Origin of the sequence: Flavobacterium sp. WG21, assembly GCF_000335775.1 — a bacterium.
GTDB classification, from domain to species: Bacteria; Bacteroidota; Bacteroidia; order Flavobacteriales; family Flavobacteriaceae; genus Flavobacterium; species Flavobacterium tructae.
Genome location: NZ_AMYW01000022.1, coordinates 67,324 through 89,600 on the forward strand (window position 1 = coordinate 67,324; position 22,277 = coordinate 89,600).

General features: G+C 33.6%; 18 protein-coding genes and 1 pseudogene. 8 read left to right on the plus strand and 11 right to left on the minus strand.

The annotated features are described in order from the left end of the window. Nucleotides 1–34 precede the first annotated feature (34 nt). The gene (locus tag C245_RS0115480; RefSeq protein WP_017497523.1) at nt 35–2,200 is read left to right on the plus strand and encodes a DNA mismatch repair protein MutS; all 2,166 of its coding nucleotides are present in this window, start codon (nt 35–37) and stop codon (nt 2,198–2,200) included. Between the two features lie 212 nt (nt 2,201–2,412). After that, entirely contained in the window at nt 2,413–2,826 is a 414-nt protein-coding gene (locus C245_RS0115485) for a thiol-disulfide oxidoreductase DCC family protein (RefSeq protein WP_017497524.1), read from the plus strand. Between the two features lie 179 nt (nt 2,827–3,005). Here C245_RS0115485 and ettA read toward each other — a convergent pair whose 3' ends face one another. The 4 genes from ettA to holA form a co-directional block, all read right to left on the minus strand. Beyond that, the gene (ettA, locus tag C245_RS0115490; RefSeq protein ID WP_026110094.1) at nt 3,006–4,697 is read right to left on the minus strand and encodes an energy-dependent translational throttle protein EttA; all 1,692 of its coding nucleotides are present in this window, start codon (nt 4,695–4,697) and stop codon (nt 3,006–3,008) included. A gap of 67 nt (nt 4,698–4,764) precedes the next feature. Continuing rightward, nucleotides 4,765–4,947 carry a CAL67264 family membrane protein gene (locus C245_RS23155; RefSeq protein ID WP_017497526.1) on the minus strand — a complete coding sequence of 61 codons (183 nt, stop codon included), beginning with the start codon at nt 4,945–4,947 and terminating at the stop codon, nt 4,765–4,767. Nucleotides 4,948–5,016: 69 nt separating this feature from the next. Then, entirely contained in the window at nt 5,017–7,281 is a 2,265-nt protein-coding gene (locus C245_RS0115500) for an ATP-binding protein (RefSeq protein ID WP_017497527.1), read from the minus strand. 256 nt (nt 7,282–7,537) lie between these two features. Next, nucleotides 7,538–8,542, minus strand: coding sequence for a DNA polymerase III subunit delta (gene holA, locus C245_RS0115505; RefSeq protein WP_017497528.1), 1,005 nt, complete (start codon nt 8,540–8,542; stop codon nt 7,538–7,540). Nucleotides 8,543–8,636: 94 nt separating this feature from the next. Between holA and C245_RS0115510 the strand changes: the two genes are divergently transcribed. The 3 genes from C245_RS0115510 to C245_RS0115520 are packed head-to-tail and all read left to right on the plus strand — an operon-like array spanning nt 8,637 to nt 11,000. Next, the gene (locus C245_RS0115510) at nt 8,637–9,083 is read left to right on the plus strand and encodes a type I restriction enzyme HsdR N-terminal domain-containing protein (RefSeq protein ID WP_017497529.1); all 447 of its coding nucleotides are present in this window, start codon (nt 8,637–8,639) and stop codon (nt 9,081–9,083) included. Nucleotides 9,084–9,112: 29 nt separating this feature from the next. After that, nucleotides 9,113–10,132, plus strand: a complete 1,020-nt coding sequence (locus tag C245_RS0115515; RefSeq protein ID WP_017497530.1) for a glycosyltransferase family 2 protein — start codon at nt 9,113–9,115, stop codon at nt 10,130–10,132. Nucleotides 10,133–10,166: 34 nt separating this feature from the next. Then, on the plus strand, nt 10,167–11,000 hold the full coding sequence (locus C245_RS0115520; RefSeq protein ID WP_017497531.1) for an OmpA family protein: 834 nt from the start codon (nt 10,167–10,169) through the stop codon (nt 10,998–11,000). Nucleotides 11,001–11,319: 319 nt separating this feature from the next. Here the strand turns inward: C245_RS0115520 and C245_RS0115525 are convergent, their stop codons facing one another. The 4 genes from C245_RS0115525 to C245_RS0115545 form a co-directional block, all read right to left on the minus strand. Further along, nucleotides 11,320–11,940: an L-threonylcarbamoyladenylate synthase gene (locus C245_RS0115525; RefSeq protein ID WP_017497532.1), complete on the minus strand. Its 621-nt coding sequence runs from the start codon at nt 11,938–11,940 to the stop codon at nt 11,320–11,322. 220 nt (nt 11,941–12,160) lie between these two features. Then, nucleotides 12,161–14,497 (minus strand): ATP-dependent helicase, encoded by a 2,337-nt coding sequence (locus tag C245_RS0115530; RefSeq protein WP_026110095.1) that lies wholly within the window; start codon nt 14,495–14,497, stop codon nt 12,161–12,163. A 485-nt stretch (nt 14,498–14,982) separates the two neighbouring features. After that, nucleotides 14,983–15,282: a hypothetical protein gene (locus C245_RS0115540; protein ID WP_017497535.1), complete on the minus strand. Its 300-nt coding sequence runs from the start codon at nt 15,280–15,282 to the stop codon at nt 14,983–14,985. Between the two features lie 133 nt (nt 15,283–15,415). After that, nucleotides 15,416–16,183, minus strand: coding sequence for a TSUP family transporter (locus C245_RS0115545; RefSeq protein ID WP_017497536.1), 768 nt, complete (start codon nt 16,181–16,183; stop codon nt 15,416–15,418). Nucleotides 16,184–16,307: 124 nt separating this feature from the next. Between C245_RS0115545 and C245_RS23160 the strand changes: the two are divergent. After that, nucleotides 16,308–16,830: pseudogene (locus C245_RS23160) on the plus strand (hypothetical protein). A 154-nt stretch (nt 16,831–16,984) separates the two neighbouring features. On the opposite strand, the gene C245_RS0115555 reads toward C245_RS23160, so the two are convergent. Both C245_RS0115555 and C245_RS0115560 read right to left on the minus strand, forming a co-directional pair. Further along, nucleotides 16,985–17,884, minus strand: coding sequence for a patatin family protein (locus C245_RS0115555; protein WP_017497538.1), 900 nt, complete (start codon nt 17,882–17,884; stop codon nt 16,985–16,987). Nucleotides 17,885–17,981: 97 nt separating this feature from the next. After that, complete coding sequence (locus tag C245_RS0115560; RefSeq protein WP_017497539.1) at nt 17,982–20,054, minus strand: M1 family metallopeptidase; 2,073 nt, start codon at nt 20,052–20,054, stop codon at nt 17,982–17,984. 94 nt (nt 20,055–20,148) lie between these two features. Here C245_RS0115560 and C245_RS0115565 point away from each other — a divergent pair, with 94 nt between their 5' ends. Beyond that, entirely contained in the window at nt 20,149–20,886 is a 738-nt protein-coding gene (locus C245_RS0115565) for a diphthine--ammonia ligase (RefSeq protein ID WP_017497540.1), read from the plus strand. Between the two features lie 9 nt (nt 20,887–20,895). Beyond that, nucleotides 20,896–21,399, plus strand: a complete 504-nt coding sequence (locus C245_RS0115570; RefSeq protein ID WP_017497541.1) for a hypothetical protein — start codon at nt 20,896–20,898, stop codon at nt 21,397–21,399. A 173-nt stretch (nt 21,400–21,572) separates the two neighbouring features. Here the strand turns inward: C245_RS0115570 and C245_RS0115575 are convergent, their stop codons facing one another. Continuing rightward, complete coding sequence (locus C245_RS0115575; protein WP_017497542.1) at nt 21,573–22,112, minus strand: DUF1697 domain-containing protein; 540 nt, start codon at nt 22,110–22,112, stop codon at nt 21,573–21,575. Nucleotides 22,113–22,277 lie beyond the last annotated feature (165 nt).

A 22,277-nucleotide genomic window follows, 5' to 3' on the forward strand; every position in this document is an offset into this window, starting at 1 on the left:
TGTAACTTTGAACCTTTACAACTTACGATATATAATGATATCTATAACCGAAAAAACATTACAAGATTTACAATTTCCTACAGTACTCGAAACCATCTCAGCAGGCTGTAATACTGATATAGGAAAAGAAAAAGCTTTACAAATAACACCTTTTAGAGATCAGGAAACTTTGATGCAGGCTTTAATGCAAACATCAGAATATGTTTCCTCTTTTCAAAATAATAACGCCATTCCCAATCACGGATTTGACGCTATAACTCACGAGATTAAGTTCCTGGCAATTGAAGATAGTTTTCTTGAAGTGGGAAGCTTTAGAAAGATTGCTACACTCTCTTCTACCTCAAATTTTTTACTAAATTTCCTTAAAAAATTTGACGATTATTATCCAAATCTAAATGCGAGAGCTTCACGTGTTGAATACACAAAAGATATCGTGACCACTATTGATGCTATTGTAGACAAATATGGTGAAATAAAAGACAATGCTTCACCAGCTTTATTAAGCATTCGTCAGGGTATGAACCTGGTTCGCGGTAAAGTAAACCAAAGTTTCGGAGTCGCTCTTACACAGTACAATAGTCTTGGTTATCTTGATGATATAAAAGAAAGTTTTGTGCAAAACCGAAGAGTTTTGGCGGTTTTAGCTATGTACCGACGAAAAGTTAAGGGCTCTATTTTAGGAAGTTCGAAAACAGGAAGTATTGCTTATATCGAACCTGAAGCTACATTAAAATACTCCAGAGAATTAGCCAATTTAGAATACGAAGAGAAGGAAGAAATTACCCGAATTTTGAAGCAATTATCCAATGCAATTCGTCCGTACTTGCCTTTATTAATTGAATATCAGGATTTTTTGAGTGATATTGACGTTGTTGCCGGAAAGGCAAAATATGCGAATCGTATCAACGGAATCCTGCCTACTATTACAGAAGAAAGAAGGTTGTTTTTCAGAGAAGCGTATCATCCGATTTTATACCTGAACAACAAACAGAAAAACGAAGTTACCCATCCACAAACCATTGAACTAAAGCAAGATAATCGTATCATTGTGATTTCGGGACCTAATGCGGGTGGGAAAACAATTTCGCTAAAAACAGTAGGTTTGTTACAGTTAATGCTGCAATCCGGGATGCTTATTCCGGTTCATGAACGAAGCGAAACATTCTTGTTTGACAGGATTTTAACAGATATTGGAGATAATCAATCTATTGAAAATCACTTAAGTACATATAGTTACCGATTAAAAAACATGAACTACTTCCTGAAGAAGTGTAACAAGAAGACTATGTTTTTAATTGATGAATTTGGTACAGGATCTGATCCGGAATTAGGTGGTGCTTTGGCAGAGATATTCCTGGAAGAATTTTATCATCGTGAAGCTTTCGGAATTATAACCACTCATTATTCTAATCTAAAGATTTTGGCTAATGAATTGCCATACGCAACCAATGCCAATATGATGTTTGATGAAAAGACTTTAGAGCCTATGTACAAATTGGCTTTAGGTCAGGCCGGAAGTTCATTTACTTTTGAAGTAGCTCTAAAAAACGGAATTCCTTTTGGATTGATTAATCGTGCAAAAAAGAAAATTGAAGTGGGTAAAGTTCGTTTTGATAAAACGATTGCAACCCTTCAGAAAGAGCGCTCCAAGCTTGAAAAAACTTCTCTTAATCTAAAAGAGGAAGAAACCAGGGCTCGTGAAGAAAGCAAAAAGATGGAAAACATCAACGTTAAGATCAAGCAAAAACTGGAAAGTTATCAGGAATTATACGATAGCAATCAGAAAACGATTTATATCGGTCAGAAAATCGAAGATATTTCAGAGAAATACTTTAACAACAAAAACAAAAAGGAACTTATTGGTGAATTTTTGAAAATAGTTGAGATTGAAAATTCAAAACGTAAAAAGGCGACTCCAAAAGAAACGAAAGCAATAATTGAAAAGAAAAAAGAAGTAATTGCTGAAATCACAGTTAAAGTGGAGGAAATTCGAAAAGAGAAAAAAGAAAAGAAACTTAAACCTGTAATTGAAAAACCAAAACCAATTCTAAAAGTTGGCGATCGTGTAAGAATGCTTGACGGAAGATCTGTTGGAAGTATTGATGCTATAGAGAAAAATAAAGCAACGGTAAATTACGGCATTTTCACTTCGAAAGTCAGTTTAGATGAGTTGGAGTTGGTTGAAGCGGTTAAAAAGTAATAAAATTTACGTTTTTCTTGGTGAAATTTAAAATAAAGCGATTTAAAGCGTTAATTCTTTAAAAACGAACAAGAAGGTCGTTATGTTTTAAAATTTCCTTAAAATTATTTTATTAAAGCCATTCTTAATCTTCAAATACTATTAAAAATAGAATTACAATAGATATTATAAATAATTATATTATTCCATCAAAACACCACCTGTTTAAAAAAATGATTGATTTACCCGCAAATAAAAAAATAGTTCTCTTTGATGGCATCTGCAATCTCTGCAACTCTGCCGTACAATTCATAATCAAGCATGACAAAAAAGATATTTTTAGATTTGTGGCTTTGCAATCAGAATTGGGAATTTCGATTTGTAAACATTTGGGGATTAGTTTTGCAAAGATGGACAGTATTTTACTATTCAATCCTGACTCTGCTTACTTTTACAAATCTTCAGCAGTAATAGCTATTGCAAAAGAATTTGGGGGTCTTTGGAGATTATCAGAAATTTTCAGGATTGTTCCCATTTTTATCAGCGACCGTATTTATGATTATGTCGCCAAAAATAGATACAATTGGTATGGTAAAAAAGAAAGCTGCATGATTCCGACAGCGGAATTGAAAGCTAAGTTTCTTTAGAAAATTCCAAATTCCAAACCCCAATACTTATCGTAATATTTGTCATTTCAACGTAGGAGAAATCACATTTGCAAATCGATAAAGATCAAAGAAATCCTTTATGTAATTTCTAATAGTAAAAAATCCCAAATTCACAATAACTGGAATTTGGGATTTTTTTATTGAAAGCTTAAATTTTACTATCTAATCAATTTTCTGTATTTCAAACGTTTTGGAGTTAAATCACCACCAAGACGTTTCTTTTTGTTTTCTTCATAATCAGAGAAACTTCCTTCAAAGAAATAAACTTCAGAGTCTCCCTCAAAAGCAAGAATGTGTGTACAGATTCTATCTAAGAACCATCTGTCGTGAGAAATAATTACAGCACAACCAGCGAAGTTTTCTAAACCTTCCTCAAGTGCACGAAGTGTATTTACGTCAAGGTCATTCGTAGGCTCATCCAGTAAAAGTACGTTTCCTTCTTCTTTCAAAGTCATCGCTAAGTGTAGACGGTTACGCTCTCCACCGGACAACATTGATACTTTTTTGTTTTGCTCACCACCTCCAAAATTGAAACGTGATAAGTAAGCTCTTGAATTTACCTGCTTACCTCCCATCATTACCAATTCCTGACCGTCAGCAAAATTTTCCCAAATTGATTTGTTTGGATCAATGTTAGAGTGTGACTGGTCAACGTAAGCAATTTTTACCGTTTCACCAACTGAAAATTCTCCACTATCAGTTTGTTGTTCTCCCATAATCATTTTGAAAATAGTCGACTTACCGGCACCGTTTGGTCCAATAATTCCAACAATTCCCGCCTGTGGCAAAGTAAAGTTTAAATTATCATACAATAATTTATCCCCAAAAGCTTTTGCTACATTTTTAGCTTCAATCACATTGGTTCCTAAACGTGGACCGTTCGGGATATAGATTTCCAGATTCTCATCCAGTTGTTTTTGATCTTCATTCAATAATTTGTCGTAGTTCTGTAAACGGGCTTTTTGTTTCGTTTGACGACCTTTTGCTCCCTGACGAACCCACTCCAACTCGCGCTCTAAAGTTTTTCTTCTTTTAGAAGCCACTTTTTCTTCCTGAGCCATACGGTTTGATTTTTGATCCAACCATGAAGAATAGTTTCCTTTCCATGGAATACCTTCACCTCTGTCTAACTCTAAAATCCAACCCGCAACATTGTCTAAGAAATATCTATCGTGCGTTACCGCAATTACAGTTCCGGAGTATTGTGCTAAATGTTGCTCTAACCAAAGAACACTCTCAGCATCAAGGTGGTTGGTAGGCTCATCCAAAAGCAATACATCAGGCTGTTGCAGTAACAAACGGCATAATGCTACACGACGGCGCTCCCCTCCTGAAAGGTTTTTAATTGGTGTATCTCCTTCCGGTGTACGTAAGGCATCCATTGCAATTTCAAGTTTTGTATCAATTTCCCAGGCACCAAGAGCATCAATTTTGTCTTGCAAAGCTGCCTGACGATCCATCAACTTGTCCATTTTATCCTGATCTTCATAGTTTTCAGGAAGACCAAACAAATCATTAATCTGATTGTACTCTTCTAAAACTGCCATGGTTTCAGCTGCACCTTCACGAACAATTTCGATAACTGTTTTAGAATCATCAAGTATTGGTTCTTGCTCTAAGTAACCAACAGTATAACCCGGTTGAAAAACAACGTCACCCTGGTAGTTTTTATCAACTCCTGCAATAATTTTTAAAAGTGAAGATTTTCCGGAACCATTAAGTCCCAAAATACCAATTTTCGCTCCATAGAAGAAACTCAAATAAATATTTTTAAGAACTGGCTTGTCTGCTCCCTGATAGGTTTTACTCAATTTTTGCATTGAGAAAATTACTTTCTTATCGTCTGACATTTGATTTATTTTTTATTTTTATGTTTATTTTTTTGTGATTCTTTAGAGAAATCTACTTAGATATATTTTAAACTCTTCCTTTCAAAGCGTTAAAAACCCAGGCGTTTGCAATAAAACCAACTCCGGTTGCAGCAAATCCCCAGCCCGAAACGTCTCTGTATCTAAAAGCGCCAAGACCTATAAGTAACAAACCCATAAGTACCATTATAAAAGTAGCCCATCCCAGGATGGTATTTTTATTCATTCCCATAATTGCTTTATTAGTATTTTAAAAGTAGTAATTTTTTAGAGATGCAAATATCGTGAATTTCCATAGATCTTAAAGTGTTTTTTGTACAACATATTTTAAAATTGTTTCATACAAAATATCTGGATCAACCGGCTTATCAAGTTTTTCTAAAATTTTAGCCCTTTGAAAATCGTCGTTGCCAATATTTTCGCAAATGGCCGTTAAAGCTACGATTGGTATTTCAGGTTTTAAATTACTAATAATTGCCGATGCCTCAAAACCGTCCATAACTGGCATCATTATATCCATTAATATTATGGCATAACTTTTAGTTTTAACTTTCTCAACTGCTTCAAGTCCATTATTAGCCACATCACATTTAAAACCTTTATTGACTAAAATTTTCTTAGCGATCAGCTGGTTCATTTTATTATCCTCAACCAATAAAATCTCGATATTTGAAAGTTGCTCTATTTGTCTTTCAATAGTACTAATAAGGGTTTCATCATTACTTTCTTTAGAAATCTCAAAATCGATTACAAACGAAAAAGTAGTTCCATTACCTTTTATAGATTTAACTTTTATCTGACTGTCAAAAAGTTCTAACGTTCTTTTTATAATGGACAACCCTAAACCACTTCCACCGTAATTCATATTGATGTCTGTCGACTCCTGTATAAATGGTTCAAATATTTTATTCTGAGCATCTTCTGAAATTCCAATTCCCGTGTCAGAAACTTCAAATTTAATGCTTTCTTTACCATTAGCAGAATCAATTAATTCTGCTTTTAAAGTTATTTCGCCATTTTTAGTAAATTTTGCGGCATTCGTCATCAACTCCATAATTACCTGAGTAAATCTTATTTCATCACACTTTAACATATCTGAAATTTTACCATCAAAATTAAGTATGATTCTATTCTGGTTCAGATTATTGATTCTAAACATTTCAATGATCGAGTTCAGTATTATTTCCAGGTTAATGTCTTTGTATTCTAAGCTAACAGTATCATGACGCTTTAAATTTTTAAAATCTACCATATTATTGATAAAGCCCAGAAGATAATCTGAAGAAAAATTTAAATTTTTAATATAATCTTCCTTTAGAAATTCCGATTTTTCACTTTTAAGCAAATATGCTGTTCCTTTAATTGTATTCAAAGGAGTTTTCAATTCATGCGTTACCACATCCAGAAAAGTATCTTTTATTTTTGATGCCTCATTCAGCTCTCTATTTATTTTTTTTAACTCTAAGTTTTTCTTCTGTAGAATTAAATTGACCTTCATTTTATATTTATAGGCTCTAAATTGAATTATAAACAGAACTGTCAATATCAGAACAATCAAAAAGGCAAAAATCAGCAAATAATTTTTATAAGATTCACTTACGCTTTCAAGTCTCGCTTCATTAATTTTCCCTTTATTCTCAATATTTTTTATTTTTAAAGTACTGTTTAGCTTGTTTGATTTTTGAACAAGCCTCATTTTATACTGATTGAGTTTAACATATTCAGATACTGAAATTTGGTACAACTTTGCCGCAGTTTCCAGATCACCTACATTGTAATAATACATTGCTTTTAATTCATTCAGCTTAGCTCCATAAGGAAACCTTCCGTCTGTAGTATTCGTTTTCGTTTCTTCTGCAAGTGTCAGATATTTGTATACGCTGTCATTTTCTTTTAAATGGTAATAATCTTCAGAAATGAAGAGGTATAAATTTGGTATCTTGAAATTGTTCTTCTCGAATGTATTGCTTTTCTTAATGTTTTCAAGCGAAGTCATCGCAAAATCAATAGATTTCTTATAATCTTTAGAGTTTTTATAATAAACGGAGAGGTTGTAGTTTATATTTATATTGTCCTCATGGTTGCCATATTTTTTTATTAATCTTTGCGCTTTCAGATCATACTCATGCGACAATAACTTACTGCCTTCATAATATCTCAAATCACCAAGAGCTTCATACAATAAAGCTAACTCCCGCTTATCATTGTAATTTTTTAAGATCTGAAAATTCTCAAAAAGATAAGTATTAGGAGTTCCAAAACTTCGCAAATAGGAAATTAACTTAATACTCTCTCTGTGAAAAAACAAAAGACTTGCTGTGTCTTTTTTTGTTTCCAGATAAGCTTTTGTTTTATTTAAGATTTTAAGTCCTAAAAGATGATTTTCAACATTCTCTGTTTGGATTAACTTTTTTATACTATCAATCTTTGACAGAATAATGTCTGAGTTTGTTTTTGAGAGAATCTGAGACTGCGAATGACTCTTAAAACCAATTAAAAGACAAACAAATAGTGCAAGAATAGTCCTTATTCTTGAAATGCGTAAATTTAAAGTAGATGGGGCCACCGAAATTTTTTATATAAATTATTCAGGTAATATAGTAAATTTAGATTGTTTTTACCAAAATTTTAATACATTATATACTACTATTATGACAAATTATTCCTGTAGCCATATTAATTTTATGTATTTAGTAAATGAAAAACTAAATATTTCTTGTCAGTAGCGATTTTAAAAATCAAAATTTAAAGTGAATAAATCAGGGCATATTGATACATTTATTACACATAAAAGTATTTATAACAAGCTAATATTAAATCACTTAATTGAATATTTTATATAACATTTCTTTTAATAAATCCGATTGTGGTAATGCATTGGCTCCTACTCCTTTGCTTTTAACGTCAACATCACGCAGTGCGCCTACAATCTGGCTCACTTTTCGCATCGGATAGTTTTTTATTGCTAAATCGTACTCTTTTAAAAAATAAGGGTTCACTCCAATGGCCGCTGCAACATTTTTAGGATTTTTATCTTTAAGTCCATGGTATTTTAAAAGTTGAACAAAGAAACCAAATACTAATCCCGTTGTCATTACTAGTGGATATTCTTTAGGATTATGGGCAAAATTCTCCGCAATCTTATAGGCCTTCAACTGATTTCGTTCACCTATGGCTTTTCGCAATTCAAAAACATTATAGTCTTTGCTGAAACCAATATTTTCTTCGATATGTTGGGGCGTAATAACGGTTCCCTGTGGCAGAATGATTTGTAATTTTTCTAATTCATTATTAATCTTACTCAAATCGGTACCCAAAAATTCTACTAACATTGCATTGGCTTTTGGGTCAATTGTATATTTTTTTCCGGCAAGCACACGTTTGATCCAGTCACCGACCTGATTCTCGTATAATTTTTTACTTTCATAAACAATTCCTTTCTGAGCCAGTAATTTGGTTACTTTTTTTCGTTTGTCCAGCGTTTTGTATTTGTAACAAAAAACCAACACGGTTGTTTCCATCGGATTGCCTACATAAGACTCTATTTTATCAATTGTTCTCGATAAATCCTGTGCTTCTTTGACGATAACAACCTGACGATCAGCCATCATAGGATAGCGCTTGGCCGTTGCTACAATATCTTCAACCGATACATCTCTTCCGTATAAAACAGTCTGATTGAATCCTTTTTCTTCCTCAGCGAGCACATTCTGTTCAATATACTCCGATAATTTATCAATATAATACGGCTCTTCGCCCATTAAAAAATAGATCGGTTTTATATTTCCGGCTTTTATGTCATTAACAATTTTTACAACTTCGTCCATTAAAAATTTTGTTTCAAGTTTAAAGTTTCAGGTTAACGTTTCAATAACCTGAAACTTTAACCTGAAACCTGAAACTATTTTATATTTTTGCTTTATGCTTAAACTTAATTTCCCAACCTATACTTTCCGATTCAAAAATAGCGAAAATAAAGTGTCTATTTTTGATGAAATCAGGAAAAAATTTATCATTCTTACTCCGGAAGAATGGGTTCGTCAACATGTAGTTCAGTTTTTAATGATTGAGAAAAAGTACCCTAAATCACTTATAAATGTTGAAAAAGTCCTTACTGTCAATGGTTTAAGAAAGAGATATGATGTAGTAGTCTTCAATTCTGATGGCTCTATACATATATTGGTAGAATGCAAAGCCCCCGAAGTTAAAATCTCTCAGGCAACTTTTGATCAGATTGCCCGTTATAACATGACAATGCAGGCACGGTTTTTGAATGTCACAAACGGACTGAGTCATTTTTACTGTCAGATGGATTTTGAGAATGAAAAATATCAGTTTTTAAGAAGTTTACCCGATTATAAAGAATAGAATAATATTAAAATAAATAAGAATTACTTTTGGATAAAATAGCTGTTGTAATTTTAAACTGGAATGGCGTAAAATTGTTAGAACAATTTTTGCCTTCTGTTATCCGATTTTCTGAGGGTGCTCAAATTTATGTTGCTGATAATGCTTCAACGGATGATTCTATAGACTTTGTTAAAAATAATTTCCCTTCCATAAAAATAGTTCAAAACAATGGCAATCATGGCTTTGCTAAAGGTTACAATGATGCTTTACAACATATTGATGCTGAGATTTATGCTTTAGTAAATTCAGATATTGAAGTTACTGAGAACTGGCTCACTCCTATACTTGAAACTTTTGAGAATGAAAAACTAACCGCAATCATTCAGCCAAAAATTCTTGATTATAAAAATAAGGAATACTTTGAATATGCAGGTGCAGCCGGTGGTTTCATTGATAAGTATGGATTCCCTTTTTGTCGTGGTCGTATTTTTGATACGATAGAGAAAGATAATGGGCAGTATGATGATAATTGTGAATTGTTTTGGGCTTCCGGGGCTTGTTTCTTCATCAGGAGTGAAATTTATCATGAACTTGGAGGTTTTGACGAGACCTTTTTTGCTCATCAGGAAGAAATCGATTTGTGCTGGCGTGCTGCAAATGAAGGACACGTGATTAAGTACGTATCCGGTTCCACTGTTTATCATGTTGGAGGGGCAACTTTACAGCAAGGAAATCCAAGAAAGACTTTCTTGAATTTTAGAAATTCATTATTAATGCTTGTTAAGAATTTACCTAAAAAGAGACTATTCTTCGTGATTTTCTTCCGAATGGTTTTGGACGGAATAGCGGGTATCCGTTTCCTTACTCAGGGAAAATTTGGCCATACTTATGCTATCCTGAAAGCTCATTTCTCTTTTTATTGTATATCTTTAAAGTACCTTAAAAAGCGTAAAGATTTCCAGATACAAGAATACTATATGGTTAAAAGTATCGTTTACTTGTATTACCTAAAGAAATTACAGGTATTTAAAGAAATCTTTAACATTAATCAAAATATTAAGAACTAAATTTGTAATCAACGTTTAATTAAATATAATACCTATGAGAAAAATAGTTATCGCACTATCAGTACTAATGGCCTTAACTTCGTGTGTATCGAAGAAGCAATATGCTGCTTTAGAAGCTAAGAACAAAGAGATACAAGATTTATTAAACTCTTGCACAGTTAAATTAAATACTTGTTTGGAAGAAAAAGCAGGATTAGCAGCAACTGCTGAAAGCTATAAGCAACACAATCAGGATTTAATCAGTACTTCTAAAGACTTAACTGTTTTAACTACTAAAGGAGCTGAAAATCTTGAGAAATCTTTAGAAAGTTTAAAAGAAAAAGATTTAAAAATATCTAGACTTCAGGATGCATTAACTAAGAAAGACAGTGTAACTTTAGCTTTAGTTACAAGCTTAAAAGGAGCTGTTGGAATCAATGATCCGGATATCGAAATCAACGTAGAAAAAGGAGTTGTATTTATTTCTATCGCTGATAAATTATTATTCAAAAGTGGAAGTTATGACGTGAGCGACAAAGCAAAATCTGTTTTGGCTAAAGTTGCAAAAGTAGTAAACGACAAACCTGATTTTGAGTGTATGGTTGAAGGTCACACAGATGACGTTCCTTACAAAAGCAATGGAATTATCTTAGACAACTGGGATTTAAGTGTTAAACGTTCTACTTCAATCGTTCGTGTATTAAGTAATGAACTTGGTGTAAACCCGGCTAAATTAATCGCAGCAGGTAGAAGTTCTTATGTACCATTAGTTGCTAATGATAGTGCTGAGAATAAAGCCCGTAACAGAAGAACTCGTATTGTGGTTATGCCAAAAATCGATCAATTCTACGATATGATTGAAAAAGAAATGAAGAAACAAGCGAAATAATCTCGTTTTTACATACTTTATTAAACAGAAAAAGCAGGTCAATTGACCTGCTTTTATGTATCCTTAATTTTTTAATAACCAATTAAATATAAATCAAGAATAGCATTATCTTTAAATTAACTAACTAAATTTTAACAAACCTAAAGTTAATTAATTATTTTAGATAATTATATCATTTAAGTTTTTTTTTACAAATAGCCTTTCGAGGGCTTTTTTTGTTTCAAAAAGATTCTGGTTTAGACGTATTTCACTTAATCAAAAATAACTGCAACAAGTAACAAATCTTTTTTATACAGTATAAAGTGGAGTACTTTTTCTTTTACAAGATATCAAGATCACCTTTTCCTTCTCTCACCACTACCGGTTCATGTTCTGATAAATCAATAATTGTAGAACCTACGTTATCACCGTATCCGCCATCAATAACCAAATCGACCAGATTTTGCCATTTTTCAAAGATCAGCTCAGGATCTGTGGTGTACTCAATTACGTCATCTTCATCACGAATAGAGGTTGAGACCACCGGATTTCCCAGCTGACGAACAATTTCAAGAATAATATTATTGTCCGGCACACGAATACCTACCGTTGTTTTCTTTTTGAACTCTTTAGGAAGATTATTGTTTCCAGGCAGAATAAAAGTATATGGTCCCGGTAATGCTCTTTTAAGAATTTTAAACGTTGATGTATCAATCTGGCGCACATAGTCTGATAAATTACTTAAATCGTGACAGATGAACGAGAAATTTGCTTTCTCTAATTTGACGCCTTTTATTTTTGCAATTTTTTCTAAAGCACGCGAATTGGTAATATCACAACCTAAACCGTAAACCGTATCAGTTGGATAAATCACCAAGCCACCACTCTGAAGAACTTTTACCACTTTAGCTATTGCAGCTTCACTGGGTTTGTCCGAATATATTTTTATGAACTCAGCCATTTTTTTAGAATAAAGAAGTTAGATTATAGAACAAAGACTGATCTTTAGTTCTTTTTAAATTTTTAAAATAAACAACAACATTACAATTACAATAGATATAAATAATCTTTATTCTTCTTAAAAGTAATGAAAAATTGAGAGGGTTGAAAATCAAATCCAGTTATAAAAAATTAAATTTCTTTAAAAATCTATTCTCTATCCTCTTTTCTCTACACTCTTTCTACCCTACAACATCTAATTTAGCAAATCTTAACAACAATTTCTTGATTCCGCCTACTTCAAATTTTATTTCAGCTTTTTTATCAGCACCAACACCTTCCATGTTGACGATTTCACCTTTCCCAAAACGTTCGTGCATCACAATATTTCCAATGGTGAGCTTATTATCAAACAAATTGGTGGCTCCATTGTTCGGACTGGTACCAGTAACGGGTTTTAATTTTCGAATATTCAAATCCGATTTTGGCTCGTTGGCTGTAACCTGTTTAGGCGGTGTACTTCCTACCGGTTTCACCAATCGTAGTTTTGACTTATCAATGTCTCCAAAAATATCTCCGTCAATTGGAGATTTATAACGATAATTGGTTTCAGCAGGTGTTAAATATTCCAGGTACTGCCCGTCAATTTCTTCAATAAAACGGGATGGTTCACTGTCGGTCAGTTTTCCCCAACGGTAACGTGATTGTGCATAGGTCAAATACGCCTGATGTTCGGCACGAGTAAGTGCTACATAAAATAAACGACGTTCTTCTTCCAATTCACTTCGCGTACTCATACTCATCGCACTTGGGAACAAATCTTCCTCCATTCCTACCACAAAAACGTGGGGAAATTCAAGTCCTTTAGCTAGGTGAATCGTCATTAATGCCACACGATCTTCATCAGAAGTATCTTTATCTAAATCTGTAGCCAGTGCCACATCTTCCATAAACTCAGACAAAGCTCCTCTTGCACCGTCAACCTCTTTTTGTCCTTCAGTAAAATCTTTTAAACCATTTAAAAGCTCTTCAATATTTTGAATTTTAGCCATTCCTTCCGGTGTGGCATCTTTTTTTAATTCCTGAACAAGTCCTGTTTTCTTAGCGACATGATCTGTAACATAAAAAGCATCCTGATTTTGATCGATGACCTGAAAACTCTGAATCATCGTAACAAAATCTCTGATTTTGTTCTTCGTTCCGGCATTTAATTTTAGATCAATTTTATCAATATTAACCATTACTTCCCAAATCGAACGTTTGTAATGATTTGCCGCAATGGTAAGTTTTTCAACGGTTGTGTCTCCAATTCCACGTGCCGGATAATTGATTACACGAATCAAGGCTTCTTCGTCTTTCGGATTGATTACCAAACGAAGGTAGCACAAAACATCTTTAATTTCTTTGCGCTGATAAAAGGATAAACCGCCGTAAATTCGATACGGAATATCTCGTTTACGAAGTGCATCCTCCATCGCACGTGACTGTGCATTGGTACGGTACAAGATGGCAAATGAACCATTATGCAGTTGGTTTTGCATCTTTTGTTCAAAAATCGTACTGGCTACAAAACGTCCTTCTTCGGCATCTGTTAAACTTCTGTGGACTTTAATTTTTCCGCCAAAATCATTTGCTGTCCAAACTACTTTATCAAGTTTGGTTTTATTATGTTCCATCACCGTATTTGCTGCTTCCACTATATTTCGGGTGGAACGGTAGTTTTGCTCTAAACGAAACATGATTACGCCTTCGTAATCTTTCTGGAAGTTCAGAATATTATTGATATTCGCTCCACGGAAAGCATAAATACTCTGGGCATCGTCTCCAACCACACAAATATTCTGAAATTTATCCGATAACGCTCTTACGATCAAGTATTGAGAGTGGTTCGTATCCTGGTACTCATCCACCAGAATATAACGGAAACGGTTTTGATATTTTGCTAAAACTTCAGGAAATCTTGTCAATAACTCATTTGTTTTCAACAACAAATCATCAAAATCCATAGCACCGGCCTTAAAACAGCGCTCAACGTATTGCTGATAAATTTCTCCTAAACGCGGTCTTTTTGCCATGGCATCGGCTTCCACCAATTCAGGATTATTGAAATAGGCTTTAACTGTAATCAAACTGTTTTTGTAATTTGATATACGACCTAAAATCTGTTTTGGTTTATAAATGTCTCTATCGAGCTGCATTTCTTTGATAATAGAAGAAATCAGTCGAGCAGAATCCTGAGAGTCGTAAATCGTAAAATTAGAAGGATAACCCAGGTGATCTGATTCTGCACGAAGAATACGTGCGAAAATCGAGTGAAAAGTTCCCATCCAGAGGTTTTTGGCTTCAGAAGCTCCCACAATATCAGAGATTCTGTGCTTCATCTCACGGGCTGCTTTATTCGTAAAAGTAAGCGACAAGATATTGAAAGCATCAATACCCTGAGCCATTAAATAGGCAATTCTAATTGTTAAAACACGGGTTTTTCCCGAACCTGCACCAGCAATAATAATCATTGGCCCGTCTTTTTTCAAAACAGGCTGTCGTTGCGCTTCATTGAGCTGGTCAATGTACTTTTGCATGAAATTTTTCTCCATAGTGATGCAAAATTAGCAATTTATAGATGTAAAAAGAAATTAGTTGGTCACTTACTTATGTAAGTTCTGACCTAACGAGATTTTATAGTAAATGTTATTTTTTTGATTTTTTTATCGCCGAGGATTTGTTTGCTTTAAAAAAATGAAAGAAAAATCCTTCTTAAAGTATTCAGATATTCTATATTTGCAAAACCAACAAAATGGGAATGAAACTATTAATTACTCAAAATGCAGAGAAAACTTACTACGAAATAATAAGCAAATACTCTGAACCTAAAGCTAAATTATTCTCTAATAATACTATTCTCATTCTGAATATAATTTTAGAAAATAATTATATTGGGTCAAAGTACAAACAAACTGTTTATAGAAAATTTCTAATATCGCATCAAATCTATTTATTTTATAAAATTGACGGACAAATAATTTACGTAGTTTTATTCTGGGATAACAAACGAAATCCTTTGAACCTAGATATTGAACTTAGTTCTTAGTTTTTCTTTAAAATCGGAATAATCGATAATTCGACCTGCTTTTATATCTTCTTCACTTTTTTGAAATTCCTTAACTAGTATTTCTTCCGGAAACAGTATAGTGGTTATGAGTTTTACTTCCTGGTGAGTAAAACTTTTAGATCGTAATTTTCTATAATAAGTTGCATGCTTTAACCCTAGTTTTTGCATAAAAAACTCCGCTTTATAATAAGATTTAGCGATTAAATCTGGCAAGCTATTAATGTAATTCTCATAATTCTCAACTGTCTCTATCATATTATGATACTTTTAAAATACAGAATATAATACAAAAGTAGTTGTTTTTTTGTAACAACATGTCAATAAGACTAATAAAAAATATTTGACTCGATAAATTGAATTTGATATCTGTAGTTACGTAGAGTCACTTTTACTTATAGAAGACATCGTAAGAAAATCGGATTAACGTACCAATTACGACTACTAAAAAGAAAACACGAATAAAACCATTTCCTTTATTAATGGCTAGTTTTGCACCAAGCCAACCGCCAAGTCCGTTGCTTATTGCCATTGGAATTGCGATTGTCCAGATTATTTTTCCTTTTATCATAAACAAACAGATCGAACCGAAGTTGGTAGCGAGATTTACCATTTTGGCATTTGCAGACGCGTGTAGAAAATCAAATCCTAAAAGCGCTATAAAGGCCACTACAAAAAAACTTCCGGTTCCTGGACCGATAAAGCCATCATAAAACCCAACAATTATACTGATAACAACGGCATATAATATTTGTATTCCGGCCGAATGATCTTTAGCTTCGTGTTGTCCGAAATTCTTCTTGGCATAAGTATAAATCAGTAAAAGTGATAACACAACCAATAAAAGAGGTTTCATAAAATCATTACTGACGTAGGTTAGCAGCGTAGAACCCAGAAATGCAGAGGGAACAGCTAAACACATCATGATTATTAAAAGTCTCCATTGAATTACAACTTTTTTGAGGTATTGGAAGGCTGCGAAAGAAGTTCCGGTAAAAGCGGGTAATTTCAGAGTGCCTATAACGGTAGAAACCGGTAGATTTGGCAATAGAATCAACCCCATTGGTGTTTGAATTAATCCGCCGCCACCTACTATGGCATCAATAAATCCTGCCGCAAAAGCAGCTAAACAAAGTAAAATTATAATGTAGGTGTCCATTCAGGCTGTATTTGAAGTAGTTTTAAAATCTCATCACAAAAGTATGCTTCCAGTTTGTTTATTACAATAATTTTAAAGTGGATTTCTCCCTGAAAAGTATATTTTTGCTAAAAATTTAAACCCAATGGATTTTACAAGAATTATAGAATTAGCCAGTTACACTTTACCTGCTGTCGTTACCGGATTTGTTGCTTACAGTTTTTTTTGAACTGCACATTAAGAATTTCGATAAAAAGCGTAATTTTTTACTAAACAAAGAAGCACATAAAGAATCTTTGCCTATACGTTTACAAGCTTACGAACGTATGACTTTATATTTAGAGCGTATCAATCTGACCAAATTACTCATCCGAATCGCTCCTATCTCAAATGAAAAACACGATTACGAGAATTTCGTGATCGATCAGATCGAACAAGAGTTTGAGCACAATTTAACGCAACAAATTTACATGTCGGATGAATGCTGGACCATTATTACCACAGCAAAAAATTCAACCATACAAATCATCCGTAAAACTGCAATGAGTGATCGTGTAGACAGTGCCGATAAATTGCGTGAAGTGATTTTAAATGATTTATTAGAGAAACAATCCCCAAGCAATGCAGCTTTGGCGTATATCAAAAATGAAGTAGCGGAACTTTTCTAGATTTTTGGATTGTTGGATCTTTAGATTATTAGATTTTAAAGCTAAACCTTATAATGAGTTTTTTTATTTCGAATAATCCAATAATCTAAAGATCCAATAATCTAAAGATCCAATAATCTAAGTTAGTCTAACAATCTAAGAAGTCTAAGAAAGACTATCTGTTATCACTCATAACTTCAGATTTATTCTGGGCATATTCATAGCCTTGTTCCCACCACTCTTTCATGACTTCCTGATTGAAGATAAGGGCATTATCGGTTAGTTTTGTTGGGGTGTAGTACAGATTAAGTTTTACATTTTTATTGTTTGCCAGAAGCTTCCCAATAGTAATATCATGCTTTTCGACCTGATCTAAAGCAATTCGGAACAAATCGATCATTAAAGAAAACGGATTCTTACCGATAACCGTTTTATCCATATTTACCTCGGTTTCCAGAATAATAACGTCAATTTCTGTCGCCCCGCGATTAATGGCTTCACGGATTGGAACTAAACTCGCAAAACCTCCATCCCCATATTCGTAGTTATTTTTCTCAACAAGACTCATAAAAGGGACATAATTACTGGAAATCCAGGACCATTCACAGAATTCTTCATAAGTACAATCTTTCACTGATTTGTATTCTGCTTCATTCTTGGTAAAATTAGTTACCGTTATAACAATGTCACTGTCCAGTTTTTTTAGTTTATTGAAATCTGATATAGAAAAATTGTTCTTTATATACCTCTTTAAACCTTTACTTTCACCGAAAGTACGTTTTCCCTTGAAAAACTGACGTAATACGTTAAAATGATTTATGGTTACAATGTCTACTCCGTCCTTATTTTTCACAACAAATGGACAAATATTAAAAATACTGGCCATGGTAACATTGGTATAAACAGAGTGAATCTTCTTAATGTGCCCTAAGGCCAAATGAGGTATTAGCAAACTACCGGTCGAAGTACCAATAAACAAATCATACTCATGATTCTTCTCTTCGATCAGGTATTGTGCGACACCGCCGGCAAATGCTCCTTTACTTCCCCCACCAGAAATAACCAATGCTCTCATATTTTTTTAAGTTGTGCGTTTTAAGTTAGGAGTTAAAAGTATTCAATTGTACTTTTTTACAATTACTCCACTCTATTTTTATTACTACTAAAAATTGCTATTTTTTTACTTCCTCTGCCAACAAACGTTTTAGTTGAAATTGTTCGTCGGGGTTTAAATTAGTCAAAATTCTTTCAAACGAAGCACGCAAATCTGTATTTTTTAGCAAAAGTCGGATTGTATCTCTCCCAAACTTTGAAAATTGCCACATGTGATGAGTTGTCGCAGAAACTAAGTTAGTTAAAACAGCGTCATTGATAATCTTAAAAGCAATCAGTTTTTCTAAAGCATTTTGCCTGGTAGTAGCTTCATATTTTGCAGAAGAAAAAGCTATTAACTCCGAAATTAAGACTTCTGAATCATTTGCATAATTAGGTGTTGAAAGTGCTAATGAAAGCCATAGTGTTCTTAAATTGTAGTCGTTAAAACCAACCCAATTTTTTGATTTATCCAAATATCGGGTACGGTGTTCGGGAAAGTTTCTCCATAACCAATACAAAGCAACTTCCTGTGTTTGATATGATTTGTCGTCAAGCAAGTTTTCATATTCCACCCTGAAGTCTTCCGGGATTTTAGTCAAAGAAGCCGCAATTGCCTGCCGAACCTGAAGGTCATTTGTTTTCAGAGCTTGTAATAATAATGCTTTCTTTGATTCGTATTTTTCATTTTCTAATTGATTAACAATAGCTTCTTTTACAGAAGAGTAAATATCTGAATCTAAAGTTTTACTTAAAAAATCCTCTTTCTCTGCTAAAGCTGTCTTTTTTAATTTATCAACTTCTAATCGAACCTGAATCGATTTGTTTTTACTCAATAAAGTATTGGCCGTTGCTGTATCAAAAACAATTGATTCCAACCAGGTTTTCTGAAATTTATCCAAATCAAAGTCAGAGACCTTTTTTATTTCATCAAAGAAATTTTGTGTATTTACCGTTTGATAAGCGTACTTTTTAAGATAACTCTTTATTGCTTTTTTGAATGCTTTATCACCAATAGATTCGTGCAATACAAATAATGCCCAGGCTCCTTTTTCATAAAAAGTCAAAGAGCTGGCTTTTGCATTTAAAACCGGAATAGAATCGGTCCTGGAGGCAAATTTTATTTGCTGCGCGGTATCGTATAATTTGGAGTAGAAAAAATCATCACCATAAATTTCTCTTTCGGCAAGAGCTGCAAAATAAGTAGCAAAACCTTCCTGGAGCCAATGATGTGTACTGCTTTCGGCTGTAATAAGGTCTCCAAACCAATGATGTGCTAATTCATGTGCGTCTACATTTGTATAATTTCGATCTTCAAAACCGATAGAATCCACGACATAACGGGTAGCAAAAAGTGTTGAAGTGGTGTTTTCCATACCGGCATATAAAAAATCACGGACCGGAATTTCACGATAGATTTCCCATGGATATTTAACTCCTATTTCTTTCTCCAAAAAATCAAAAATACGTTTGGAGTAACGGTAAGTTGGTTCAAAACGATCTGCATCTTTGTTTTCCAGATAATATTCTAACGGGATTCTGGATTTTGCTCTCAGCTCTTTCTTATCATACTTTCCTATGGCAAGCATTAGAAGATAAGAACTCATTGGTTTCTCCATTTTATACTGCCAGTGGGTTTGATTGGCGTTTACTTTTTTACTTTCTAAAATACCATTCGAAATTACCTGATAAGCACTATCGTAGGTTACTTCTAAACTAAACACTACCTTTTCATTTACATCATCAAAACTTGGAAACCAATTGCTGGTATACCTTCCCTGCCCTTGTGTCCAGATTTGTACTTCGGAGTTATCCATATTCACAAAATACACGGCCTGCTTTGGCTTGGCGCTGTATTGAAAAGTAAGATGATTTTCTCCCTTTTGGAAATTACCGACAATCTTCAGTTCTTTATCTGTATTTATAAAAACCGCTTCTCTGTTATCTATCTGAACATTAGAAAATGCCATATTTTTTGCATCAATCCTGATCGTATCAATTGGTTTCAGAATCTCAAATTGATAATCGACTGTACCTGAAATTGTTTTTTCGACAGCATTTACAGACAATTGTCCGGAAACGGTTTTAAAATCAACAAATTGTGTTTGCTGCGCAAAAGTAAAAGCGGTAAAAAATAAGAGAGTATATTTCATTGAACCAAAATTGAGGGCGAAATTCCAAAGTTACAAAGGTTTGACAAACAAATCGAATGAAAGTTGTAAGTTTACCATACAAAATTACAACAGCATGCCAATACTTAAAAAAGCTCTATTTAACTGGAGCAGCGGAAAAGATTCTGCTCTTGCCCTATATAAAACTTTACAAAATTCTGATTTCAAAATTGAATGTTTATTGACAAGTGTTAATCAGCAATACCAGCGAATTTCAATGCATGGTGTTCGTGTAGAATTGTTGGAAGCGCAAGCAAAAAGTCTCGGTTTGCCTTTGAAAATTATGCAAATCCCGGAGATGCCCACGATGGAGACTTACGAAGGTGTGATGAATGAAACCTTAGCTGAATTAAAAACTCAGGGAATCACACATTCCATTTTTGGGGATATTTTTCTGGAAGATCTACGGAAGTATCGCGAGACTCAATTGGCTAAAATAGGTTTTGAAGGTGTATTCCCTCTTTGGAAAATTCCGACTCAGGATTTAATACAAGAGTTCATTGCACTAGGATTTAAAACGATTGTGGTATGTGTAAACGAACGGTTTTTAGATAAAAGTTTTGTGGGAAGAATTATCGATCAGGATTTCATTAACGACTTACCTGAAAACGTGGACGTTTGCGGTGAAAATGGTGAATTTCATACTTTTACTTTTGATGGTCCGATTTTCTCAGAACCTGTTTCTTTTGAGATTGGTGAAATCGTTTACCGCAAGTATGAAAAGCCTAAAACTCAGGAAACCTCAAATACTGCTTGTGATACCAATTCCAGCGATGCTTTTGATTATGGATTTTGGTATTGCGATTTGATTTAAAACGAGAATATGTTCACGAAAGAAAATTCAGAAATAAAGAAAATTTTATCTTTTCTTACTGAAATTGGAATAGATGTAATTGAAAAGGAATTGAATGATACTTTTCTGCCGGGTTTAGATTTAGGTCCGAATTGTGTTGTTATTGATTATGATAAATTATTATATCCGGGTGATATTTTGCACGAAGCGGGGCATCTTGCTGTAACCAGTCCTTCCGACAGAAAACTCGTCGGAACCGAAAAAATAACCTCCAACTGGCCCACTGAAGCCGAAGAAATGGCTGCTATTTTATGGTCTTTTGCCGCATGTTTATATTTAAAATTACCAATCGAGCTGGTTTTTCACCCCGATGGTTATAAAAATGATTCTGAATGGCTGATCTCTAATTTTACTTCAGGAAATTTTATTGGCCTGCCTTTTCTTGAGTGGATCGGTCTTACTTTAGGTAGTGATAGCGCCACTAAAGAAGGAAAACCGGCTTTTCCGACGATGCTAAAATGGATGAGGGAGTAAATAGATTTTTAGATTGTTAGATTGTTAGATTTTTGGATTGTTAGATTAGCTTGGACCTACTTAGATCTTACGAGAAATTAATTCCTAAAAACTAGTTCCCGGACTCTGTCTTTCTCATTTCTTCAATCAAAACCCAACAATCTAAAGATCCGACAATCTAATAATCTAAAGATCTAAACATACATGTCTAGCAAATTGGTAACAGTATTCAGGTTACGCATGGTTCCTATTACATTTAGTTTTTTCTCAATGTATTTCAGTTCTAATCTTGTTTTTCCGGCACCAATATCATACTTAATATAGATTCTGTTTTCATCAATACTGGCTTCATCAGGCTTAAATTGACTGATTTTTAAATCGTGTATGCTTTCTTTTTTCAAAGCAATCGAAACAAAAACAATGTAAAGTTTCTTGATATCAATATCTTTTTCTTTTAAAAATGGATTATTGGAAAAGCACAATTCCAGGTCTTCTTTAGCAATTACAATCACAGGAACTTCATGTCCGAAAACTTTAAAAATCTCCTGTTTGATCATAAAACCTACTTTTGAAGGACTTTCTTCTTCTGTATCCACAAATACATTTCCGGACTGCAGATAAGTGCGTACGTTTTGAAAGCCCATGTTTTCTAACATTATTTTCAAAGCTTCCATTTTTATCATGTTGTGACCGGAAACGTTGATCCCGCGTAAAAGTGCTAAATGTGTAGTCATTTTTATAAATTTTATTCAAAGATAGAAATTTCGATTTTGTATAGACCTTGAACCCTCTGAGAATTACTCGTCGTCTTCGCCTATTTCAATATCAAAACTGATTAAGAAATCATTCAGTCGTTTTTTGTATTTCTTTTGAGCCTCGCTTACAATTTCTTCTGTTTC

Excerpts from the sequence above, each read along its gene's own strand:
- C245_RS0115510 (WP_017497529.1), top strand. The coding sequence starts at position 8,637 with ATGCTTAAACTTAATTTCCCAACCTATACTTTCCGATTCAAAAATAGC.
- C245_RS0115540 (WP_017497535.1), bottom strand. The coding sequence starts at position 15,282 with ATGATAGAGACAGTTGAGAATTATGAGAATTACATTAATAGCTTGCCA.
- C245_RS0115520 (WP_017497531.1), top strand. The coding sequence starts at position 10,167 with ATGAGAAAAATAGTTATCGCACTATCAGTACTAATGGCCTTAACTTCG.
- ettA (WP_026110094.1), bottom strand. The coding sequence starts at position 4,697 with ATGTCAGACGATAAGAAAGTAATTTTCTCAATGCAAAAATTGAGTAAA.
- C245_RS0115485 (WP_017497524.1), top strand. The coding sequence starts at position 2,413 with ATGATTGATTTACCCGCAAATAAAAAAATAGTTCTCTTTGATGGCATC.
- C245_RS0115560 (WP_017497539.1), bottom strand. The coding sequence starts at position 20,054 with ATGAAATATACTCTCTTATTTTTTACCGCTTTTACTTTTGCGCAGCAA.
- C245_RS0115545 (WP_017497536.1), bottom strand. The coding sequence starts at position 16,183 with ATGGACACCTACATTATAATTTTACTTTGTTTAGCTGCTTTTGCGGCA.
- C245_RS0115555 (WP_017497538.1), bottom strand. The coding sequence starts at position 17,884 with ATGAGAGCATTGGTTATTTCTGGTGGGGGAAGTAAAGGAGCATTTGCC.
- holA (WP_017497528.1), bottom strand. The coding sequence starts at position 8,542 with ATGGACGAAGTTGTAAAAATTGTTAATGACATAAAAGCCGGAAATATA.
- C245_RS23155 (WP_017497526.1), bottom strand. The coding sequence starts at position 4,947 with ATGGGAATGAATAAAAATACCATCCTGGGATGGGCTACTTTTATAATG.
- C245_RS0115565 (WP_017497540.1), top strand. The coding sequence starts at position 20,149 with ATGCCAATACTTAAAAAAGCTCTATTTAACTGGAGCAGCGGAAAAGAT.
- C245_RS0115570 (WP_017497541.1), top strand. The coding sequence starts at position 20,896 with ATGTTCACGAAAGAAAATTCAGAAATAAAGAAAATTTTATCTTTTCTT.
- C245_RS0115575 (WP_017497542.1), bottom strand. The coding sequence starts at position 22,112 with ATGACTACACATTTAGCACTTTTACGCGGGATCAACGTTTCCGGTCAC.
- C245_RS0115530 (WP_026110095.1), bottom strand. The coding sequence starts at position 14,497 with ATGCAAAAGTACATTGACCAGCTCAATGAAGCGCAACGACAGCCTGTT.
- C245_RS0115480 (WP_017497523.1), top strand. The coding sequence starts at position 35 with ATGATATCTATAACCGAAAAAACATTACAAGATTTACAATTTCCTACA.
- C245_RS0115525 (WP_017497532.1), bottom strand. The coding sequence starts at position 11,940 with ATGGCTGAGTTCATAAAAATATATTCGGACAAACCCAGTGAAGCTGCA.